Source organism: Coriobacteriia bacterium (assembly GCA_016649875.1).
In the GTDB taxonomy this organism is placed as follows: domain Bacteria; phylum Actinomycetota; class Coriobacteriia; order WRKU01; family JAENWW01; genus JAENWW01.
This window is the reverse complement of the sequence record JAENWW010000002.1, coordinates 63544-83428: the sequence shown is the minus strand read 5'-3', so window position 1 is coordinate 83428 and position 19885 is coordinate 63544. Positions and strand designations below refer to the sequence as shown.

Genomic DNA, 19885 nt, shown 5'->3' with positions numbered 1-19885 from the left:
ACTCCTTGAAGACTAAATGATGGATTCTCGCAGTTTATTAATCGCAGCGTGCCTGTCCATATCACCAAAAACGCTCGACGTGCCGGCAACGAAAATATCGGCACCGCGTTCACGCAGTAACTTTGCATTTTCGAAGCTGATATTTCCATCGACCTCGATCTCGATATCCGGATGTCCCTTCTCAATCAAATACTTTTTGAGCCGAGCGACTTTGTCTATGCTCCCGGGCACGATCTGTTGCCCGGCGAATCCCGGATTGACCGTCATGGCGGCGACGATATCGATGAAGTCCAATATTTCGTCCAAAACGAATATGGGGGTTCCGGGGTTGAGCGCGATTCCCGGCTTCGCGCCGGTCGCCTGAATCGCTTCGAGTGCCTTGATGATATGTCGCGTACTTTCGTAATGGACGATGACGCAATCGCCCGGACCGAAGTTGAACCAACCGATCTTTTCTTCCGGATCGGTGATCATAAGATGAAAATCCATGGGAATGTTCGAGATTTCCCGGATTTTCTTTATGTGATCCATGCCGAGGGCGAAATTCGGAACGAAATGCCCGTCCATGACATCCATGTGAAGATATTCGACATTCTCACTTTCGAGTATGTCGAGGGTCTCGACGAGGTTGCTGATATCGGCGCACATGATCGAGGCGGAGATTTCTCCCGGTTTTTTCGCAGATTCACTCATTGATAAACATCACCTTTACCGTGAACTCGTTTCTGTCGGTAATCGCATCGAATGCCGCTTTATGTTGCTCGAGGCTGAATCTATGGGTGATGAGCTTCGCCAGATCGACATCGTCTCGAGCAATGAATTCCAAAGCATCTTTCCAGTCGTTGGTCTGTGAATTATAACTCGAATTCCACACACCGGTGAGAGTGAGCTCGTTGCGAAGAATCTTCCAGTATGCATTGCGCTCGATGCTCATATCTCCATGAGGATTTCCCACAACGATGATATGTCCCATCTTCTTTGTAACCGACAAAGAAGTTTCAAGAGAAGAATCGCTTCCGACGCATTCGAATACGATATCGGCCCCGCGCTGCGAGGTAATCTCGCGGACGCCGTCAACGACATCCTCCGCTTTAGCATTTATCGCTTTCGAAATGCCGAGAGAACGAACGAACTCCATCTTGCGTTCGCTTGTACCGACGACGACGACTTCCTTCGCCCCGAGTTGCTTGGCCCGCAACGCGATGATGATGCCGATTGTTCCGCTTCCTATAACCACGACCGTGCTCTCGGAGTCAACCTTCGCCTTAGCGACCGCATGCAACGCGACGGCAGTCGGTTCGCACAACGCAGCTTCATCGAAAGAGAGACTATCGGGGAAAATAACCGTATTCCAAAGAGGAACGGCGAGATACTCGGCGAATGCGCCATCGCACCGTGAACCGAAATAACTGTAGTCGAAACAATGCACGTAGCGCTCATCCCGGCAAGAAGGACACACTTTGCAAGGGAGCAACGGAAATACGGCGGCACGTTTCCCGATATACCCACTGTCGACGCCCGCTCCCACCGCGACTATCTCTCCGGCGAACTCATGACCCGGAATTGTGGGAAAATGATACGTTCCCGTCTTCAAGACACGGTCGATATCACTGCTGCAGATACCGCAGGCTCTGATTTTGAGAAGAACTTCGCCCTCGCCGGCAACAGGAGTCTCGACCTCTTTATAGACGAGTTTACCGATATCTTCCAAGACACAAGCTTTCACAAGTAAGCCTCCTCCAGCAATAGACCCCTCGCGACGATTAAATCTTCGGGGGTGGTCAATTTGATGTTGTTGCGGTCACCGGGAATGATGTGGACGGGAATTCCCTTCAGCATACATATTTGCGCGGTTCCAGTAATAATCGCACACTCCTCGTCGGTGAGACTCTCGAGTGATTCTTTCAGTACGTGCAGCTTAAAGCTGTCGGGCGCTTGACCGTGAAAAAGTTTGCTGCGGTCCGGCATCGACTCGACGACTTCTCCGTCGTTAATCCAAAGCATCGTATCGGTGGCGGGCACGGCGGCCACCACCGCAGAATACTCTTTCGCACCGTCGATACTGGCTTCGAGCACTTCTTTGGTGATGAAAGGACGGACGGCATCGTGCAAAACGATGATGTCGTCGTCACTGAGAGGATGACTCTCAACGGCGGCATAGACGGAGTTCGATATGGAATCGAGACGTTCGTTACCGCCCTCGATGACGGTGATGCGGTCACGACAGGGAATATAGGCATCTATCATGTCTTCGAGGTAGGAGACCCAACTGGAGTGGACTGCAATGAAGAGCTTGTCGAACCTTTCGACCTCGAGCATCTTATTAATCGTGAGAATGATAGTCGGCGTCCCATTGAGCTTGATGAATTGCTTCGGTAGGTTACGACTGCGCATGCGCTTGCCTGTTCCTCCGGCTAATACAACACCATATATCACGCGCAATTCCTCCGAATACTTTTGTAATCCAACAACGGCTGATTATACTATAAAGCTCAGCCGCCCATATCTGAATGTGGGTGTTCAGTTCTTGGCGATGTCTGCGAGCTTAATGCTCTCCAGATACTTCATGGTCATCGAATCGAGCTCGCGCCAAATATCATGGATGGGACAGGTCCCCCTACGGGGGCACCAATCGGCCTCGCGTGTGCAGGGCGAACATTCGGGCTTGCCCTGCGTGGATTTTACGATATCCAACAGTGTGATTTCGCTCGTCGACTTCGCGAGAATCGCGCCGCCGCGTGCACCTCTGATCACTTTGACCAGCCCCGCATCGGCTAAATCGCGCTGTATCGCACGTGCGAATTGATAGGGAACATCATCGGCATCCGACAGTACCTTAACGCTCAAAGGACTGCCGAGATCGGTAGCCAGACGAGTCATCATCCTAATCGCGTAATCCGTGCGCCTCTTAACCTCCATGATGCCCCGACCTCTCTCCCGCACGACGTTTATATATAAATTTGCCGGTAATACCGACAAGCGGTCAGTATAGCGCTAAATGTGATGTTCACACTAGCATTGAGCATGGTTTACCACCGAGCGCAAGCAGTATGACGATGACGGGAATCAGCCACGCCCGATTCTTTTTGAAGAACCCTTTCCTAGCCGATTTCTTGGCAAGCTTGTCATCTGAGGCAGACTCTGCGTCACCCGGATAATCTTGAACTTCCAACTCGTTCCCTGAATCCATGTAAGTGCTCCTCCTTAGGTAAGTGCCTCCACTATCCCTCAGTGCCGAAGTGAAAACGTCATACCAGAGGAGTATATTTTTAATCAACCGAAACAATCATTCCCGTTCGGCGAGAAGTCGACCTCCCGACAAACGCATGAACGATTACTCACTCATTTGCATACCCATCGTCGAAGCGAACGCGTTATCGATGGCTGCAATCAAATCGTCCACGTGCTCGAGACCGATTGAAAGCCTGATGGTGCTCGGCGTGATTCCCTGCTCGGCGAGCTCTTCGGGAGTACCCTGCGAGTGAGTCGTCGAATACGGATGGATCACAAGGGATTTCGCATCGGCCACGTTGGCGAGTAGCGAAAAAATATCCAAGTTGTCGATGAACTTTTTGGCCGCTTCTTCTCCACCCTTGATTTCAAAAGTGAATATCGAAGCCGCGCCGTTGGGGAAATAACGGTCGTACAATGCCTTGTGAGGATTTCCTTCAAGGCTCGGATGGTTGACTTTTTCGACAAGCGGATGATTGACGAGATGGTCGAGAATGGCAATCGTGTTCTGTACATGGCGCTCGACACGGATCGAAAGTGTCTCGAGACCTTGCAAGAAGAGGAATGCGTGAAGCGGAGCAATGGTTGCGCCGGTATCGCGCAGCAAAGTCGCACGAATTTTCGTGACGAATGCCGCCGATCCTGCGGCCTCGTAGAAAGAGATGCCGTGATAACTTGGATCGGGCTCGGTCAGCGACGGGAACTTACCGCTGGCAGACCAGTCGAATTTGCCGCTCTCGACGATGACTCCTCCGATTGCTGTACCGTGCCCGCCGATGAATTTGGTCGCCGAGTGCACGACGATATCTGCTCCGTGCTCGAACGGACGGATCAAATAGGGCGTGCCGAACGTGTTGTCGACGACGAGCGGAATACCGTGGGCATGAGCGACCGCCGCGACCGCTTCGATGTCGACGAGTGTCGCATTGGGGTTACCGATGGTCTCGACGAAGAGTGCCTTCGTCTTATCATCGATTGCATCTTCAAAAGCCGAGATGTCGTCGGAATCGACGAACTTCGTGACGATGCCGTAATCGGGTAGCGTGTGCTCGAACAGGTTGAATGTACCGCCGTAGATGGTTTTAGCCGAAACGATGTTGTCTCCGGCATGAGCCAGGTTCAATACCGCATAAGTGACGGCGGCGGCTCCTGAAGCTACGGCCAAGGCGGCCGAGCCCCCCTCAAGCGCTGCAATTCTACGCTCGAAGACATCTTGCGTCGGGTTGGTGAGGCGACCGTAAATGTTACCTGCATCGGCGAGACCGAACCGCGCCTCCGCTTGGGCGGAATCCTTGAACACATACGCCGCAGTCTGATAAATCGGCACCGCACGAGATCCGGTCGCCGAGTCCGGCTCCTCTTGTCCTACATGGAGCTGGAGTGTTTCGAAATGATATTTCTTGTCAGTCATACTATTCCTATCCTATGAATTGAGGAGAAGAGAGATACCTGTCTCCTGTATCCGGGAATACGACCACGATCGTCTTGCCGAAGTTCTCGGGGCGCTTCGACAGCTCGATTGACGCATAAACGGCCGCGCCGGCAGATATTCCCACGAGAATGCCCTCATTATGAGCGACCAACTGAGCGCCGGAAAAAGCGTCGTCGTTTTCCACACTGATAATTTCATCGTAAATTTCCGTATCCAAAACCTTAGGTACAAAACCTGCGCCGATTCCTTGAATCTTATGGGGTCCCGCGTGTCCCTCGGAAAGCACCGGAGACGCCGCGGGCTCAACCGCCACAACCTTTGCATCCGGGTTCTTGCTCTTCAAATACTGTCCGACACCGGTAAGCGTTCCTCCGGTTCCGACACCGGCTACGAATATATCCACTTTGCCCTCTGCATCTTCCCAAATTTCAGGACCGGTAGTCGCAAAGTGAGCTTGAGGGTTGGACGGGTTGTCGAACTGCGCAGGAGTGTAGCTGTCCGGCGTAGCTTCTTGGAGCTCTTTCGCCTTGGCGATTGCGCCCTTCATTCCGGCAGCTCCGTCAGTCAGTACGATTTCGGCACCATACGCCTTCAACAAGTTCCTACGCTCGACGCTCATCGTCTCGGGCATAGTCAATATCGCGCGATAACCTTTTGAGGCCGCCACAGCCGCAAGACCGATTCCGGTGTTTCCACTGGTAGGCTCGATGATGACTGCGCCTGGTTTAAGGACGCCTTGGGCTTCGGCGTCCTCGATCATGGACTTTGCGATACGGTCTTTTACGCTACCTGCAGGATTGAAATACTCCAGTTTCGCCAAGATAGTAGCTTTGAGATCGAGCTTCTTCTCGATATTGGTAAGCTCCAAAAGCGGAGTCTTGCCAACCAGCTCTGTAAAACTCTTGTAAACGGTCATCGCTTCCTCCTAAAAATTATTAACATATATCTCCTATATGTTTACTATGAAATAAAGATAGATAACGTGACTCCTTCTGTCAAGCGATATTTTCAAATAATTTATAAAAACCGCAAACATTACGAAAACGTGACTATATGGAGAAATCCCACGCACCGTCGGGCTTCGCCTGATCGGCAAGTTGCTGAAGGGAGACGGAATCGACATAATCGGAGACCACCTTGTCGAGGCCCTCCCAAAATTTGATTGTTTGACAAACAGGATAACGTTCACACTGATTCTCCGGAGTATCGAGACACGCGACAGGTGCCAAACTTCCCTCGATAACACGTAAGATGTCTCCCGCACTATATTCTTCGGGAGTCCTCGCCAATTTATATCCGCCGTGAGGACCGCGAGCGCTGAGCAAATAACCCGTCTTGCTCAAAGGACTGACAATCTGCTCGAGATATTTCACGGAAATACCCTGTCGCTTCGAAATATCCTTGAGGGCGATCCAATCACCGCTATCATGATTGGCGAGATCGATCATCAAGCGCAGAGCATAACGACCTTTTGTTGATACTTTCATTTCCTACCTCTTCTATATGAAAATTTTATTTATTCCATAATAGCACGGAGGGAAATTATGCGAAATTCATGTTCAATCGGTCGTTCTTGTCTCGAGATTGTCGGCGTCGGTGAGCAGCTCGACTACTTCGGGGGCTTCTTCGTCGGGGAAATACCGCTTCCTGAACGCGAGCGCAACGTTCACTAGGCCGATGAGTACGGGAACCTCCACGAGCGGACCGATGACGGCAGCGAAAGCGGCTCCGCTGTTGATGCCGAAGACGGCGACGCAGACGGCAATGGCGAGCTCGAAGTTATTCGATGCGGCCGTGAATGAAAGCGTCGTCACCTTTTCGTAAGAGAGTCCGGATTTTCTAGCTATGAAGAACACACCGAAAAACATGATGGCGAAATAAAGCAGGAGCGGTATCGCGATTTTCACGACGTCGAGCGGGATCTGGAGGATCAGCTTCCCCTTCAAAGAGAACATGACGAAGATGGTGAAGAGCAGCGCCACGAGCGAGACGGGGCCGACCTTCGGCACGAACACCGTCTCGAACCAGCGAGTTCCCTTGAGTTTGATCAAACCGAACCGCGAGACAACACCCAGTGCGAAAGGAATGCCGAGGTATATCGCGACCGTCGTGGCGATCCTCCCCATCGAAACGTGGACGATCGTTCCCTGAAGTCCGAAAAGCGGAGGCAAAACCGTCACGAATAAGTATGCATAGACGCTGAAGAACAACACCTGCATGATGCTGTTCACAGCCACGAGACCTGCCGCGAACTCCGTATCCCCTTTCGCGAGTCCGTTCCAGATGATCACCATCGCGATGCAGGGTGAAATACCGATGATTATGAGACCCGTCATATAGTGCGGATTCGAGCGCATGGTCGTTATGGCGAGGAGGAACATGACGCTCGGCGCGACGATCCAGTTCATAACCATAGCGAGTCCGAGGGCCTTCTTGTCGCCCATCGCCTTCGGAAGATCCTCGTAATGTACCTTCACAAGTGCCGGATACATCATCGCGATCAATCCGATGGCGAGAGGTATGTTGGTGGTACCGACCGCGAATCTACCGATGAAGTCGGGAATCGCCTTGAAATACGCGCCGACTCCGACTCCGACTCCCATAGCGAGGAAGATCCAGATCGTCAAATACCGATCGAGGAATGAAAGTCTTTTCATTACGTGATTCGCCATCACCATCCACCTTTCGAAATCCGTGTCTTCAAATCGAGTACTTTCCTGTGAATCGACTCGGCCACAGCGGCAAAAGCCTCGTCGCCTTTTCCGGTGGGATCGTCCAGATCCCAGTCCTCGCGATGCGAGCAAGGCAATGACGGACATCGCACCCCGCATCCCATCGTCACCACGATATCGACCGGGGGTATCTCCGCAAGTGTTTTCGGACGCTGCGACTCGTCGATGTCGATTCCGTAAAGACGTTTCACCGTCCTTGCCGCATCCCCATCGATTGATTCCTTTATCTCGGTTCCTGCCGAGAAGCTCTCGAAAACGTCGTCCGCCAGGTGCGCGGCGATCGCTTCGGCTATTTGGCTGCGGCATGAGTTATGCGTACAGACGAACGCGACTTTCGGTAATTTCTCCATTACAGCTCCAACAATTTTTCGCCTTTGATTTCATCGGGACTCCATGCGATCACGGCAAAATTACCGTCCGTGTGCCGCGCGACCTCATCGATCCACTCGATCTCATGCTGTGCTTTCGCCGAAAGAAGCGCATTCGTCGAATTCGCAAGATAGAGTGAAGAGTTTATGACCCACCATTTCGTTGTGATGTCGGCACGGCGCAAATCCTCCTCGAGCCTGAGCGCCTCAAAGACCGGCGTAGCCTCAGGCAAAGTGACGATGATGACTTCGGTTTCCTCGGAGCGCAAACGCGGCAGCAATCTTGCAACCGATTCGGGAACCTCACCTTGTGTACGCTCGACTTCATGGCTGTAACTTTGCGTCGAGTCCAGAAGCAAGAGGGTGTGCCCCGTCGGAGCGGTATCGATCACGACGATTCGGTCGCTTGCTTTTTCGACTATTTCGGCAAATGCACGAAAAACCGCGATTTCTTGTGTACACGGAGAGCGTAAGTCTTCTTCTATATAGGCCAAATCATCTTTCGACATCGTCTCGCGAGCTTTGTCCAAAACCTCTACCCTGTACCGCGCAAGCTCGGCCTGCTCGTCGATTCGACTCATGGTCAAAGAAGCGCCTTCCTCCACCACGAATTTGAGGTGGGCGGCAGGATCGGTCGTTGCAAGATGCACCTTTTTACCGCGCGCGACGAGGTTGAGCGCAATCGCCGCAGCAACCGTCGTCTTCCCGACGCCACCCTTGCCCATGGTGAATATAACTTTTCTCTCATTACGGACCAAATCGTCGACCACGGCGGAAAGGCGCGAGATCTCGCCGGCTTCAAGCGTGAATTTTCTCGAGTCGACCGCATCGGCGGTAAGCAACGCCCGTATATTGGCGAGGCCCAATACATTGTAGGAGCGCAACGGAACATAATATGTCGCTAAGGTCGAGAGGGCCTTCGGTGCATCGGCGAGCGCACGCTGCTGCTTGAGGGAGAAAGCTTCCGACACGGAGTCGTCATAGTCGGCGAGTAGACCGTTGATGATGAGGAACTGATTTTTAGCACCGAGCTCAGACAACTCGGACGAGGCCTTGGCCGCCTCTTTGAGAGGAGTCTGTTCGGGACGAGAAACCAACACGAGGGTGGTCAGCGCGGCATCGGAAAGCGTTGCGACGGCGTGCCCGTAAACTTCCTTTTTTTCTTCGAGCCCGGCAAGTTGCCCGAGGCAAGAAGCCCCATGGGTACTTGTCTCGATGAATCCACTCCACGCCGACGGCAGTTGAAGCATTCTCAACGTATGCCCGGTCGGAGCGGTATCGAAAATGATATGGTCGTACGCTTGCGCGACATCGCTCTCGGTAAGGTATTTGGAAAACTCATTGAAAGCGGCGATTTCAACGGTACAGGAACCCGATAGCTGTTCTTCCATATTGGTGATGACGGATTCGGGGAGTTTTCCTCGGTAGGGACCGACGACACTCTCGCGATATTCCGCCGCCGCTTGTATCGGATCGAGATTCGCCACTACGAGATTCGGCACTTCTTCGAGCGCAATTCCTTTATTGGAAATGTCGGTATGAAATACATCTTGGAGGTTCGAGGCGGGATCCGTGCTGACGAGGAGCACGTTCTTACCCGCATCGGCAAGACCGACGGCGACAGCACAAGCCACTGAAGTTTTTCCGACGCCGCCTTTGCCGGTAAAGAACAGATACTTCGTAAAAACAATCGAATCCAAGCTTAGAGATAACATACGATGTCCTCCGAAATCAACAGCATTTTGATGAGGATGAGCAACCGCAACTTTTCTTTTCATTTTCTTCCACCGGCTTAACATCTTCGGGCGCTCCGACTGCAGAGGCACTGAAAAAATCAGCCTCGAGGTCAAAAACATCAGCGAGCTCATCATTGCTCGGATAACGTCCTGCAATGACGATGACATCGTCGAGCACGACAATCGGCAGCGCGTCGGCGCCTTCGGCGTTCACAAACTCATTGACGATGGAGTTGTCGATGAACTCTTGAGGCGCGCTTGAGAGATTGAAGCGGTCGACCTTTATCCCACGTTTATTCAAGGCTTCGAGCGACGTCGAAATCCTCAGCAGTTCAGAATCGATACTCACGCCGCACAGGCCGGTTGAGCAACACATGGCCGGTTCGAAGATTTGCAGTTTTTTCATACAATCCACTCCTTAGTCGTCAGTTCGTTTGCATGTTCCACCTGTTTTACGGTTCGCACACCCTCGGTTTTTCATCGACGGGAGGCGCGACGATTTCACAGAGCAGTGCGATTATCCGCTCGCCGCCGGATTTGCTTAAAGCGTAATAAGACCACTTGCCCTCTCTCCTTATCTCGACCACTCCGGAGGCACTCAACAGCCCCATATGATAGGAAAGCGTCGGTTGACTGATTTGCAGTCCTTCAAGCAAATCGCACGAACACTGCTCACCATCGCGGAGCCGGTTGAGTATTTTGAGGCGGTTTTCATCGCAAAAAGCTTTGAACAGCAACGCGTTCTTTTGGAAATCCTGCACCACGGTTCACCTCATATTGATAGAATTCGATATGAGGTGAGTATCGTTCACATATCGATGTTTGTCAATATGAAATATCGGTCCCTCTGTCGGAATCGAGCGGTCGCACGTTGCGTCGCCCATATTGAATATCGCCTCCCGCATGGGTAGACTGACGGCAACATAAAAAAATAATTCGATATACCGTCATCGGAGACTAAGCTCATGAACATTATCGAAATGAAGCATCTCACCAAGTACTACGGGAAAGAACGCGGCATAATCGACGTCAACCTTGCAATCGAACAAGGTGAGGTGTTCGGGTTCATCGGACCGAACGGGGCCGGGAAATCGACGGCGATTCGCACCTTGCTCGGGCTTATCCGCCCCAGCAGCGGAAGCGCGACGATTTTCGGAAAAAGTTGCATCGAATTTCCGCAAATCAAACAAGACCTCGGCTATCTCCCTTCGGAGGTTTTTTACTATGACGACATGCGCGTCATCGATTTGCTGGAGTACTCGGCCAGTTTTTACGATAAAGACTGTTCTCGACGAATCGCCGAGCTTGCAGATATCCTCGACCTCAATTTGAAAAAGAAAATCGACAGCCTCTCTTACGGAAATAAAAAGAAGGTCGGCATCGTACAAGGGCTTCTCCACGAACCGAAACTCATCGTACTCGATGAGCCTACCGGCGGTCTCGACCCGCTCATGCAACAGAAATTCTTCGAAATCATCGTGAATGAAAACAAAAAAGGTGCCACCGTTTTTTTCTCCTCACACATTCTTTCCGAAGTCCAGAAAATGTGCGACCGGGTCGCCTTCATCAAAGAAGGCAGAATCATCAAGTCGGAGAAAATAAGCGACATGCAGGATAACAGTTATAAAAAGATCGATATCAAGGCGAAAACAACGCTTTCAGACGATTTATTCACGCTCGCGGGAATTGAAGGCCTATCCGTACACGGAAACTCCGCCGAGTTTATTTTCAGGGGTGACATCAATGACATACTGCGGAAAATCTCCCCTATCGATTTGACCAACCTGACTATCGAAGAGCCCGATCTCGAGGAAATATTCCTCCACTATTATGAACACGGAGAAGAACCCGAAGACGGGTCGGACGGCACGACGGAAAAATCGGAGTGAGCTCGATGAACATCTTTCTCTACGAACTCAAAGCCGCACGCAAGTCGATTGTCATATGGACGAGTTCGCTTATCGGTATAGCACTCCTCTACCTCTCGTTTTATAGAGGAATCGCAAACGATGCGACCGCATGCAAAGCCGTTATGAGCAGTTATCCGCCCGCTTTGCGCGCGTTGCTCGGGGTATCGGTCGATTTGCTGACATCGCCTTCGGGATATTATGCGATGGTGGTTTCCTTCGTTGTCTTGTGTGGGGCGATTCAGGCCATGAATCTGGGGCTCTCGATTTTATTCAAGGAAACACAGAACGGAACGGTCGATTTTCTCTATGTGAAACCGATTTCGCGCCTGAAAATAATATCATCGAAATTGAGCGCCGCGCTTATCACGGTCGCAATCACCGATCTCATATACTTCTGCGCTGCACTGGGAATGATGTCGATTGTTACGAATAATGAATTCAATGTAAAGGTATTCGTGTTGCTCAACGTGCCGTTGCTCTTCATCCAACTCATATTTTTCAGCTTGGGAGCGGGTATCTCGGCTTTTCTTAATCGATCCCGATCCATTCTGCCGATATCTTTAAGCACGGTGTTCGGATTTTACTTTTTGGGAACATTCGTCGCTACAGACGGTGGCAAATATGGCCGACTGATATCTCCGTTTAAGTATTTCGACAGCAATTTCATTATTTTCAACGGTCGCTATGAAACACTCCCCTTGGTGGCGACCGCGGTACTTGCGGCGGTCGGGCTGGGAGTCGCCTACTTCGTGTATGGACGCAAAGATTTGCAGGGGCGAGCTTGATATGAGCATTTTCTTGCGAGAACTGAGGACGAACCTGAAACCGCTCATTCTCTGGAGCGTCGGTATGATTTTGCTCGTCCTGACCGGCATGGCGGACTATAGTGCTTTATCTTCGACCGCACTCAGCGGATCGCTCATCAAAGACATTCCCGCGTCGATTCGCGCCTTATTCGGTTTCGGCTCATTCGATGTCACGAAAATGAGCGGGTACTTCGCCTTTCTGTTCCTGTACCTCGAAATAACCGTGGCGTTTCACGGGGTGACTTTGGGAGCCGGTATCATCGCAAAGGAGGAACGCTTGGGAACCGCGGAATTTCTCGTCACCAAACCGATCTCTCGAAGCGGTATCCTCACAGCCAAGCTGTGCGCCGCACTGATGAATATCACCGTTCTCAATCTCGTAACGCTCGCCTCGTCGCTCGTCATCGTTCCCCTCTACAATAAAAACGCCTCCATTACTGCAGAAATCCTTCGGCTCATGGTTTCGATGTTTTTCGTTCAGTTGCTCTTTCTCGCAATCGGTGCGGTATTCGCCGCCGTAATAAAAAACAACGGTCACGCGAGCGCGATCGCCTCTTGGTTCGTTGTGTTCGCCTATGCGATATATGTAGCTACGAATCTCAACGACGGCATACGTTTTTTGAATATCCTTTCGCCGTTCAAGTACTTCGACACCGCGAGCATCGCAAACGGAAAGGGGCTCGATTCTTTGATGGCAATGCTCTCTTTGCTGCTTGTCGTAATCTGTTCGGGCATCGCCTATTATGCATACGAAAGACGCGACATTCACAGCTGAAAAAATAAAGGTTGCCAACTTACTTGTGCAATCATAGAATGGCTGCTTGTTGAATTCGCCATAAATGAAAGCTTTGGTAACGATGTCAAACTTCAGAAAGTGGAAAAAACGTCTGAAAAACGATCTCCTCGGTCGTCCTTTGAGCAACGACGAGTCGGTTCAACAAAGGCTCTCCAACCCGATTGCTTTAGCAGTATTCGCCAGTGACGCCATGTCATCCGTTGCCTACGCCGGGCAAGAAATCATCCTCGTATTGGCGGTCGCCGGCACTATGGCGCTCAAGCTCGCATGGCCGATTTCCTTGGCTATCGCAGCTTTGCTCATTCTAGTCGTATTATCTTACCGACAAACCATCAAGTCATACCCGCACGGCGGAGGCTCCTACACCGTTGCGAAGGAGAATCTCGGTACCATGCCGAGCCTTCTCACCGGCAGTTCGTTGCTTGTAGATTATGTGCTGACGGTCGCCGTTTCAATTTCGGCCGGAACCGCCGCAATCACCTCGGCGTTTCCCGTACTCTATCCCCACCGCGTCCTGCTCGCGCTCTTCTTCCTCTTGTTGTTGGCTTTCGCCAACCTGCGAGGGACAAAAGAATCGGGTGCGATTTTCACTTTTCCGACCTATGCATTCATTATTTTGCTTGCAATTACCATCTGTTTCGGAATATTTCGCTATCTGACAATCGGCCCGGCTGCCATCAGGGTGCCGGCGTCCGGTGAAATCCATGCGATTACGAGCAACATCACGCTCTTTTTGATTGCACGGGCATTTTCTTCGGGGTGCACCGCAATGACCGGCGTCGAGGCAATCGCCGGCGGTGTCCAGGCATTTAAGGAACCTGAATGGAAAAACGCCCGTAAAACATTGACAGTCATGGCGGGAATCTTGGTGACGCTGTTTATCGGGCTTTCTTGGCTGGCCGTGCATGCGGGGGTTCATCCCAGCGAAACCGATACCGTCATAAGCCAGATATCCCGACAGCTTTACGGAGATGGCATACTCTACTACCTGCTGTCATTCGCAACCATGGGAATCTTGGTACTTGCTGCAAACACGGCTTACGCCGACTTTCCGAGACAGGCCTCGTTTATGGCAGTCGATGGGTTTTTGCCACATCGGTTCAGAGACCTCGGTCATCGTCTGGTGTTCAGCACCGGTTTGATTGTGCTCACCGTCTCCGCAGCAGCGCTCATCTTCATATTCCACGCCCAAACGAGCGCCCTTATTCCTTTATATGCCGTCGGGGTGTTCACCTCCTTCACCATCTCACAAATCGGAATGATCGTTCATCACCTCCGCGAGCGAGAGGATGGGTGGCGGGCAGGGACCGTGTTCAACGCCGTCGGAGCGGTTGCGACATTCGCCGTTCTTCTGGTGATCGCCGTCACGAAATTTACGAGCGGTGCCTGGATGGTGCTCATCATCATTCCCGTCATCATCGGGATATTCCTTTATGTGAAACATCATTACAACAAAGCCGAAGAAGCGGCTGCCATTCCCGCCGAGAATGTCGAAAACGAGTTCAGAAATCTCGTCAGCACGCGGAAAAACCATGTCGTGGTGCTCGCAAAAGATTTCGACAAGCGCCTCTTGGTCGTGTTGCGTTTCGCCAAAGCCAATATCGCCGGCGATATTCGTGCGCTGCATATTTCAGTCGACAATTCAGCGAGTACATTCCGTAAACAATGGGAGGCATACGAAATCGACATGCCGCTCGACGTCGTCGATTCCCCTTACCGCCAAGTCATCGATCCTCTTCTCGAATATATAAGAGAGATGCGCACCTGCGGAGATACCGTAACCGTCGTATTGGGAGAGTTCGCTCCCGACGATTCGGTCGATGCGGTATTGCACGATCAGACTTCGGCCTACATCAAATGGGCGCTATTCAGAGAACCGAAGACGATTGTCGTCAGTGTGCCCTTCATCTTCAAGGACTGACTCACTCGATTACCACAGCCCGACGATTAAACAATCAGGCGATCCATACGAGATAAAGCGCTGCAATAATCAGGCTGGCCCCTCCGAATTTCGTAATCATAGCGGCATAGCGCGAAAACGACCTCATACGTGATAAAGAACCGGATGCCAGCCCAATAATCAATAACGGGACCCCTTTGCCGAGTCCGAATACGAACAACAGCGCAGCGCCCTTGCCCACACTCCCCATAGTCACCGCTATAGTTGCGATTGCAGCGAGAATCGGCGTCGAGCAAGGTGATGCAACCAGTCCGAACAGTGCGCCGAAGAAAAACGCCCCGATGAAGCCTTTCTTTTCGGGTCGTCGTGTCGGCAGAAATGCATTTATTCGGTCTACTGGAATACTTATGATCCCCAGCATTTGAAGTCCGATAACGGCACAGATTCCGGCAACCGCATAGGTCGCCCACGCGCCTAGGAGCAAAGCATGCCCGACGAATCCGGCAGCCGCACCCAACAGTGCGAACGTCGTGCTCATTCCTAAAACAAATATCGCAGAAAGCAAGATATTCTTTTTAAAGAGGCCCCCAGACGTGGTGTGAACCCCAATGCCATTTTGTGCTGTCCCTGTCACGTACCCGAATACCGCCGGAAGCATCGGGAGGACGCACGGTCCGAATCCGGCAAGTACCCCTCCGAAAAAAGCAATAGCGAAGGTGGCGATACCTCCGGTAGAACCTGAGACAAGATTGTTCGCGAGCGCCTGCAGGTTCATTTGCTCTTAACCAAGGTATCGAGTCGTGACCTCATCTGAGACTCCGTCAAAACACCGGTGTAAGAATCGGTGGCTTGCCCGCCTGACCCGATGAAAAATGATGTCGGTATGTATTGGAAAGCAAATTTCGTCGCAAGTGCCTGCCCGGAAGCGTCATCCGTGATTGCGTTCACAAATACGACTCGTTTCTGATAATCCGGCATGACCTTTTCGGCGACGGCAGATATCTCAACACAGGGATCGCATGTGAGGGAATGAAACAACACATATACCGGTTTCCCCGTTTTAAGCGCAGCAGTATAATCCGACACCGCGTCGTTGCGAACCGAAGTAAGAGAGCCCGTCGCAAAAGAATTGCTTGATGCCGCCCGGTCTATCTTCGATGACGAACTTGATTGAACAGCAACGGTCGGAATCGTGAGATTTTTTACTAAGAGGACAATCGCTACGAGCAATACCAGTACCACAATAGTTAAAATGGGAACGACTTTCCGTGAATCCTCCATCACGCCATCACGGCACTCTTCATCGCCGTCATCTTGGCCAAAATCTGATCGGCGGTCGACATTTCGATGTGATCATACATGGTGGTGTTCCTTTTGTTCGTGCCGGGGTATTCCGGCGTGTAGCTGAGGGGGGATCGAAGCGTCGCGTCTAGTGTAGCACCGCGTTGAACAGATAGCCGATCGCCATGATGCCGACCGCGTTGATGCCGAAGTACACGGCGATGAGCTTGGGCTTGATCACCTTGTGAATATGCATGCTCTGCTTGTTTCGGTGGCCGAGCATCAGCCAGAACAACGCTAGCGTCAGTAGCAGCAGCGCAAGTCCGCTGGCAACCGATGTGAACATCGCGGCGTTGACGCCAAGAATCGTTGCATCGGCCCAGGATACTGAGTCGGTCATTCGGTCACCTCTTGTCCAGCCCTTGGTGTTTTATCCCAAATAGACTTCGGTTCAATCAGCCTCTTGTAGGGATGAGGTCACCGCTCGGGACAGATCGATCGTGTATATGCGCCTGTAAAGAGTGTGTCGAAGGTGGCCCCGTGCCATCCACCGTTATGCATAAAGAGTGCGTCCTTATGCATCATATAAGCGTGCTATTTGCATGATTGGTTTCAGTTCTGTATGCTCGGTACATACCCGGTTCATTTGCCGCGTGTTTGTACGACTTGTTTTCGCCGTCCATCGCGCCCCGCGGCATGTATGCCAAACGGCGAACCGGGAGCGTCCGAACCCAACCGAACGGAGGCCTACGAAATGATGAAGATGCGTAATGTACTACTTACTATTGTGATGCTCGTAGCCATATCCCTCATCTCTGGATGCGGCACTACCAGCACGGCTGGCACCAGCACAGACACGGAGAAATTCGTGTTCGCCAACTCCGGGGCCTACAAGCCCTTCAGTTTTGACAAAGGCGGAACGATCGTCGGATTCGACGTGGACATCGCCAATGAGATCGCAAAGCGGATCGGCCGAGAGCCGGTCATGCATTCGCCGGTTCCCTTTGACGCGCTGATCCAGGGGCTCAAGGCGGGTAAGTACGACGCGCTCGTGGCTTCGCATGGCATCACTGACGAGCGCAAGAAAGTCGTTGACTTCTCACGACCGTACTACCGCTCGGGAGCACAGATCTTTGTAGCCGATAGCAACTCATCGATCAACTCTGGCTCTGATCTCAGGGGCAAGAAGATCGGCGTCGTCAAGGCGTCGACGTATCTCGAGCTCGCAAACACGCTGACCGACGAGGGCAAGGTCACTACCTACGACAGTGATGTCATCGCGCTTTCAGACCTGCGCACCGGCCGCGTCGATGCAGTCATCACCGACAAGCTTGTCGGTCTGATCGCCAAGAACGGCTCTGGCCTCAAGATCAAGGCCGTGGGCGACATCCTCAAGCAAGACGAGATGGGAATCGTCGTCCAGAAGGGCGACACCAAGCTCCTGAGCTCGATCAACACCGCCCTGGACGCCATGATCGCCGATGGCACCTACGAAAAGATCAGCATGCGCTGGTTTAACGAGAACATCCTCGGCGAGTAACGCTCATGCCTGCTCTCGGCCAAAGCCGGGACTGGGACCATATCTCACGGGGCCGGCCGCTGATGGCGGCCCCGTTCTTGTCAGGAGACACACGTGGCCTTTTTCAGTTTCATACAGGAGTACTTCTGGGGCTTTTTGATGGCGACGCGTTTGACTCTACTGATAACCGTGGTATCCCTTGCGCTCGCCACGATCATCGGACTGCTATTCGCGTTCCTTAAGATCTCTAGAAACCGCGTTGCCAATCTCATAGCTGACGGCTACATCGGGCTCACTCGAGGCATGCCGTTGATCGTGCAGCTGATGTTTCTCTACTTCGGCATCAGCAAGCTACTTGTGCTCAGCCCATTTTGGGCAGGCACGCTCGCACTTGCGTTCCACTCCGGCGGCTACGTTGCCGAGATACTCCGAGGCGCGATCCAGAACATCGATAGCGGCCAGACGGAAGCAGCACGTTCTCTCGGAATGACGCGCCGCAAGACCATGATGCTCATAGTCCTGCCGCAGGCGTTCCGTCGCGCCCTGCCACCTCTCGGTAACCAGTTCATCATCGGCCTCAAGGACAGCACGCTGGTCGCCTACCTTGGCGTCCCGGAGCTCTTCAGTAAGGCCATGACAGCGGCGGCTGCCAACTACCGTCCGTTCGAGACCTACCTCATGGCTGGCACCTACTATCTCGTGTTGGTCATCGCGTTCACGTGGATGGTCAACAAACTCGAGAAGCGGCTCACGCCCGACCGACAGGAGGCCACGGTATGAGTGTCATTGATATCAAAGGCTTACATAAGAGTTTTGGCGACCTGCACATTCTCAAAGGTATGGACCTTACGATCGAGACAGGCCAGGTGGTCGTCATCATCGGACCGTCTGGCTCCGGCAAGAGCACGTTCTTGCGATGCATCAACTTTCTCGAATTCCCGGATGAGGGAGAGATTCGCGTAAACGGCGAGCTCATCGACCCCAAGACAAGCAACCTGGACAAGGTCCGGCAGCACATGGGCATGGTGTTTCAGCAGTTCCAGCTATTCCCCCACAAAAACGTGCTGCACAACATCACCATCGGGCCAATCAACGTGAAGGGTGTGTCCAACAAGAAAGCGGTCGCCACTGCACGCGAACTGCTCAAGAAAGTCGGCCTGCCTGACAGGGAGAAGGCCTGGCCCTCTCAGCTCTCAGGCGGTCAGAAGCAGCGTGTCGCTATCGCTCGAGCGCTCGCCATGGATCCCGACATCATGCTCTTCGACGAGGTGACCTCAGCGCTCGATCCGGAGCTCGTAAACGAAGTGCAGCAGGTCATGCAAGACCTCGCAGCGGGCGGAATGACGATGGTCATAGTCACGCACGAGATGGGCTTCGCCAGAGAGATGGCCGACCAAGTGGTCATGATGGATGACGGTCTCATCGTCGAGCAAGGCACCCCCGAGCAGATATTCGACAATCCGCAGGAAGAGAGGACGCAGGCTTTCCTAAGCCAGCTGTTCTAGTCACAGAAAGGAGCGCCATCATCCAGTGAACTATTTTGGCTTCGCGGTAACGGTCTTTGCAGGCTTTCTGGCCATCTCGAATCCGATCGCTAGCACGCCGATGTTTCTCAGCATCACGAGTGAGGAGACCAACGAGATGCGCAAGACGATCGCGCTCAGGGCGGTCGTTGTGGCCTTTGTGATCATCGCGGTCCTGTGTGTGACCGGTAACGTCATATTCGAGATTCTTGGCATCACGGTGAGCGCGCTTCAGCTCACCGGTGGCTCCATCGCGTTCGTCATCGGCTTCCGGATGCTTCAGGGCGACTCGTCGACCATTCAGAATCCGAGGTTGCATGGCATGGACTCTCAGGACTTCACTACCACGCTGGACATGGCTATATCTCCGCTGGCCGTCCCCATCCTCGTCGGCCCCGGTACCATCGCCACGGCTCTGAGCTACACCGGGCACGGCGATCCCATCAAAGTCGTGCTGACGATCGCGGCGTTCGGCGTGCTGTGCGTTGTCACATACCTGCTGTTCGTGTTTGGCAAACCACTCGTTCGCTGGCTTGGGCGCACAGGCACTCGCGCGCTCAATCGGCTCATGGGACTGGTTCTTGCTGTTGTGGGCGTACAATTGCTCCTCAAAGGAATCGGCGGAGCGCTCAAGTTGTTCGGATACTAGGA

At 52.6% G+C, this 19885-nt stretch carries 24 protein-coding genes; 8 read left to right on the top strand and 16 right to left on the bottom strand.

What is annotated here, in order from left to right; all coding sequences use genetic code 11:
- Positions 1–12 precede the first annotated feature (12 nt).
- The 13 genes from rpe to JJE36_01425 form a co-directional block, all read right to left on the bottom strand.
- Positions 13–693 (bottom strand): ribulose-phosphate 3-epimerase, encoded by a 681-nt coding sequence (gene rpe, locus JJE36_01485; protein MBK5210990.1) that lies wholly within the window; start codon positions 691–693, stop codon positions 13–15.
- Positions 686–1726 carry a galactitol-1-phosphate 5-dehydrogenase gene (locus JJE36_01480; GenBank protein ID MBK5210989.1) on the bottom strand — a complete coding sequence of 347 codons (1041 nt, stop codon included), beginning with the start codon at positions 1724–1726 and terminating at the stop codon, positions 686–688. Before JJE36_01480 ends, rpe begins: the two co-directional genes overlap by 8 nt.
- Positions 1723–2436, bottom strand: coding sequence for a 2-C-methyl-D-erythritol 4-phosphate cytidylyltransferase (locus JJE36_01475; protein MBK5210988.1), 714 nt, complete (start codon positions 2434–2436; stop codon positions 1723–1725). The genes JJE36_01480 and JJE36_01475 overlap by 4 nt, the downstream gene beginning before the upstream one ends.
- A gap of 84 nt (positions 2437–2520) precedes the next feature.
- Complete coding sequence (locus JJE36_01470; protein MBK5210987.1) at positions 2521–2919, bottom strand: Rrf2 family transcriptional regulator; 399 nt, start codon at positions 2917–2919, stop codon at positions 2521–2523.
- Between the two features lie 88 nt (positions 2920–3007).
- Positions 3008–3190: a hypothetical protein gene (locus tag JJE36_01465; GenBank protein MBK5210986.1), complete on the bottom strand. Its 183-nt coding sequence runs from the start codon at positions 3188–3190 to the stop codon at positions 3008–3010.
- Positions 3191–3334: 144 nt separating this feature from the next.
- Positions 3335–4642 (bottom strand): O-acetylhomoserine aminocarboxypropyltransferase/cysteine synthase, encoded by a 1308-nt coding sequence (locus JJE36_01460; protein ID MBK5210985.1) that lies wholly within the window; start codon positions 4640–4642, stop codon positions 3335–3337.
- 7 nt (positions 4643–4649) lie between these two features.
- The gene (gene cysK, locus JJE36_01455; protein ID MBK5210984.1) at positions 4650–5579 is read right to left on the bottom strand and encodes a cysteine synthase A; all 930 of its coding nucleotides are present in this window, start codon (positions 5577–5579) and stop codon (positions 4650–4652) included.
- A 133-nt stretch (positions 5580–5712) separates the two neighbouring features.
- Positions 5713–6150 (bottom strand): Rrf2 family transcriptional regulator, encoded by a 438-nt coding sequence (locus tag JJE36_01450; protein MBK5210983.1) that lies wholly within the window; start codon positions 6148–6150, stop codon positions 5713–5715.
- 72 nt (positions 6151–6222) lie between these two features.
- Positions 6223–7320, bottom strand: coding sequence for an ACR3 family arsenite efflux transporter (arsB, locus tag JJE36_01445; GenBank protein ID MBK5210982.1), 1098 nt, complete (start codon positions 7318–7320; stop codon positions 6223–6225).
- Between the two features lie 14 nt (positions 7321–7334).
- Positions 7335–7745 (bottom strand): arsenate reductase ArsC, encoded by a 411-nt coding sequence (locus tag JJE36_01440; GenBank protein MBK5210981.1) that lies wholly within the window; start codon positions 7743–7745, stop codon positions 7335–7337.
- Positions 7745–9478: an arsenical pump-driving ATPase gene (arsA, locus tag JJE36_01435; protein MBK5210980.1), complete on the bottom strand. Its 1734-nt coding sequence runs from the start codon at positions 9476–9478 to the stop codon at positions 7745–7747. The genes JJE36_01440 and arsA overlap by 1 nt, the downstream gene beginning before the upstream one ends.
- Before the next feature lie 16 nt (positions 9479–9494).
- Positions 9495–9905 (bottom strand): arsenite efflux transporter metallochaperone ArsD, encoded by a 411-nt coding sequence (arsD, locus tag JJE36_01430; GenBank protein ID MBK5210979.1) that lies wholly within the window; start codon positions 9903–9905, stop codon positions 9495–9497.
- A 46-nt stretch (positions 9906–9951) separates the two neighbouring features.
- Positions 9952–10263: a winged helix-turn-helix transcriptional regulator gene (locus JJE36_01425; protein ID MBK5210978.1), complete on the bottom strand. Its 312-nt coding sequence runs from the start codon at positions 10261–10263 to the stop codon at positions 9952–9954.
- Between the two features lie 201 nt (positions 10264–10464).
- On the opposite strand from JJE36_01425, the gene JJE36_01420 reads away from it, so the two are divergent.
- From JJE36_01420 to JJE36_01405, 4 genes are all read left to right on the top strand, one after another.
- A complete protein-coding gene (locus tag JJE36_01420; GenBank protein MBK5210977.1) occupies positions 10465–11388 on the top strand; it encodes an ABC transporter ATP-binding protein in 924 nt (307 codons plus the stop codon).
- Positions 11389–11393: 5 nt separating this feature from the next.
- On the top strand, positions 11394–12194 hold the full coding sequence (locus JJE36_01415; protein MBK5210976.1) for an ABC transporter permease subunit: 801 nt from the start codon (positions 11394–11396) through the stop codon (positions 12192–12194).
- A 1-nt stretch (position 12195) separates the two neighbouring features.
- The gene (locus JJE36_01410; GenBank protein MBK5210975.1) at positions 12196–12990 is read left to right on the top strand and encodes an ABC transporter permease subunit; all 795 of its coding nucleotides are present in this window, start codon (positions 12196–12198) and stop codon (positions 12988–12990) included.
- Positions 12991–13054: 64 nt separating this feature from the next.
- On the top strand, positions 13055–14932 hold the full coding sequence (locus JJE36_01405; protein ID MBK5210974.1) for an APC family permease: 1878 nt from the start codon (positions 13055–13057) through the stop codon (positions 14930–14932).
- Positions 14933–14966: 34 nt separating this feature from the next.
- Here the strand turns inward: JJE36_01405 and JJE36_01400 are convergent, their stop codons facing one another.
- The 3 genes from JJE36_01400 to JJE36_01390 form a co-directional block, all read right to left on the bottom strand.
- Positions 14967–15686 carry a sulfite exporter TauE/SafE family protein gene (locus JJE36_01400; protein ID MBK5210973.1) on the bottom strand — a complete coding sequence of 240 codons (720 nt, stop codon included), beginning with the start codon at positions 15684–15686 and terminating at the stop codon, positions 14967–14969.
- Positions 15683–16195, bottom strand: a complete 513-nt coding sequence (locus tag JJE36_01395; protein MBK5210972.1) for a hypothetical protein — start codon at positions 16193–16195, stop codon at positions 15683–15685. Before JJE36_01395 ends, JJE36_01400 begins: the two co-directional genes overlap by 4 nt.
- Before the next feature lie 145 nt (positions 16196–16340).
- Complete coding sequence (locus tag JJE36_01390; protein ID MBK5210971.1) at positions 16341–16592, bottom strand: hypothetical protein; 252 nt, start codon at positions 16590–16592, stop codon at positions 16341–16343.
- Positions 16593–16955: 363 nt separating this feature from the next.
- Between JJE36_01390 and JJE36_01385 the strand changes: the two genes are divergently transcribed.
- From JJE36_01385 to JJE36_01370, 4 genes are all read left to right on the top strand, one after another.
- Positions 16956–17732, top strand: coding sequence for a transporter substrate-binding domain-containing protein (locus JJE36_01385; protein MBK5210970.1), 777 nt, complete (start codon positions 16956–16958; stop codon positions 17730–17732).
- 138 nt (positions 17733–17870) lie between these two features.
- Positions 17871–18491 (top strand): amino acid ABC transporter permease, encoded by a 621-nt coding sequence (locus JJE36_01380; GenBank protein ID MBK5210969.1) that lies wholly within the window; start codon positions 17871–17873, stop codon positions 18489–18491.
- Positions 18488–19216, top strand: a complete 729-nt coding sequence (locus tag JJE36_01375; GenBank protein ID MBK5210968.1) for an amino acid ABC transporter ATP-binding protein — start codon at positions 18488–18490, stop codon at positions 19214–19216. Before JJE36_01380 ends, JJE36_01375 begins: the two co-directional genes overlap by 4 nt.
- 25 nt (positions 19217–19241) lie before the next feature.
- A complete protein-coding gene (locus tag JJE36_01370) occupies positions 19242–19883 on the top strand; it encodes a MarC family protein (GenBank protein ID MBK5210967.1) in 642 nt (213 codons plus the stop codon).
- Positions 19884–19885 lie beyond the last annotated feature (2 nt).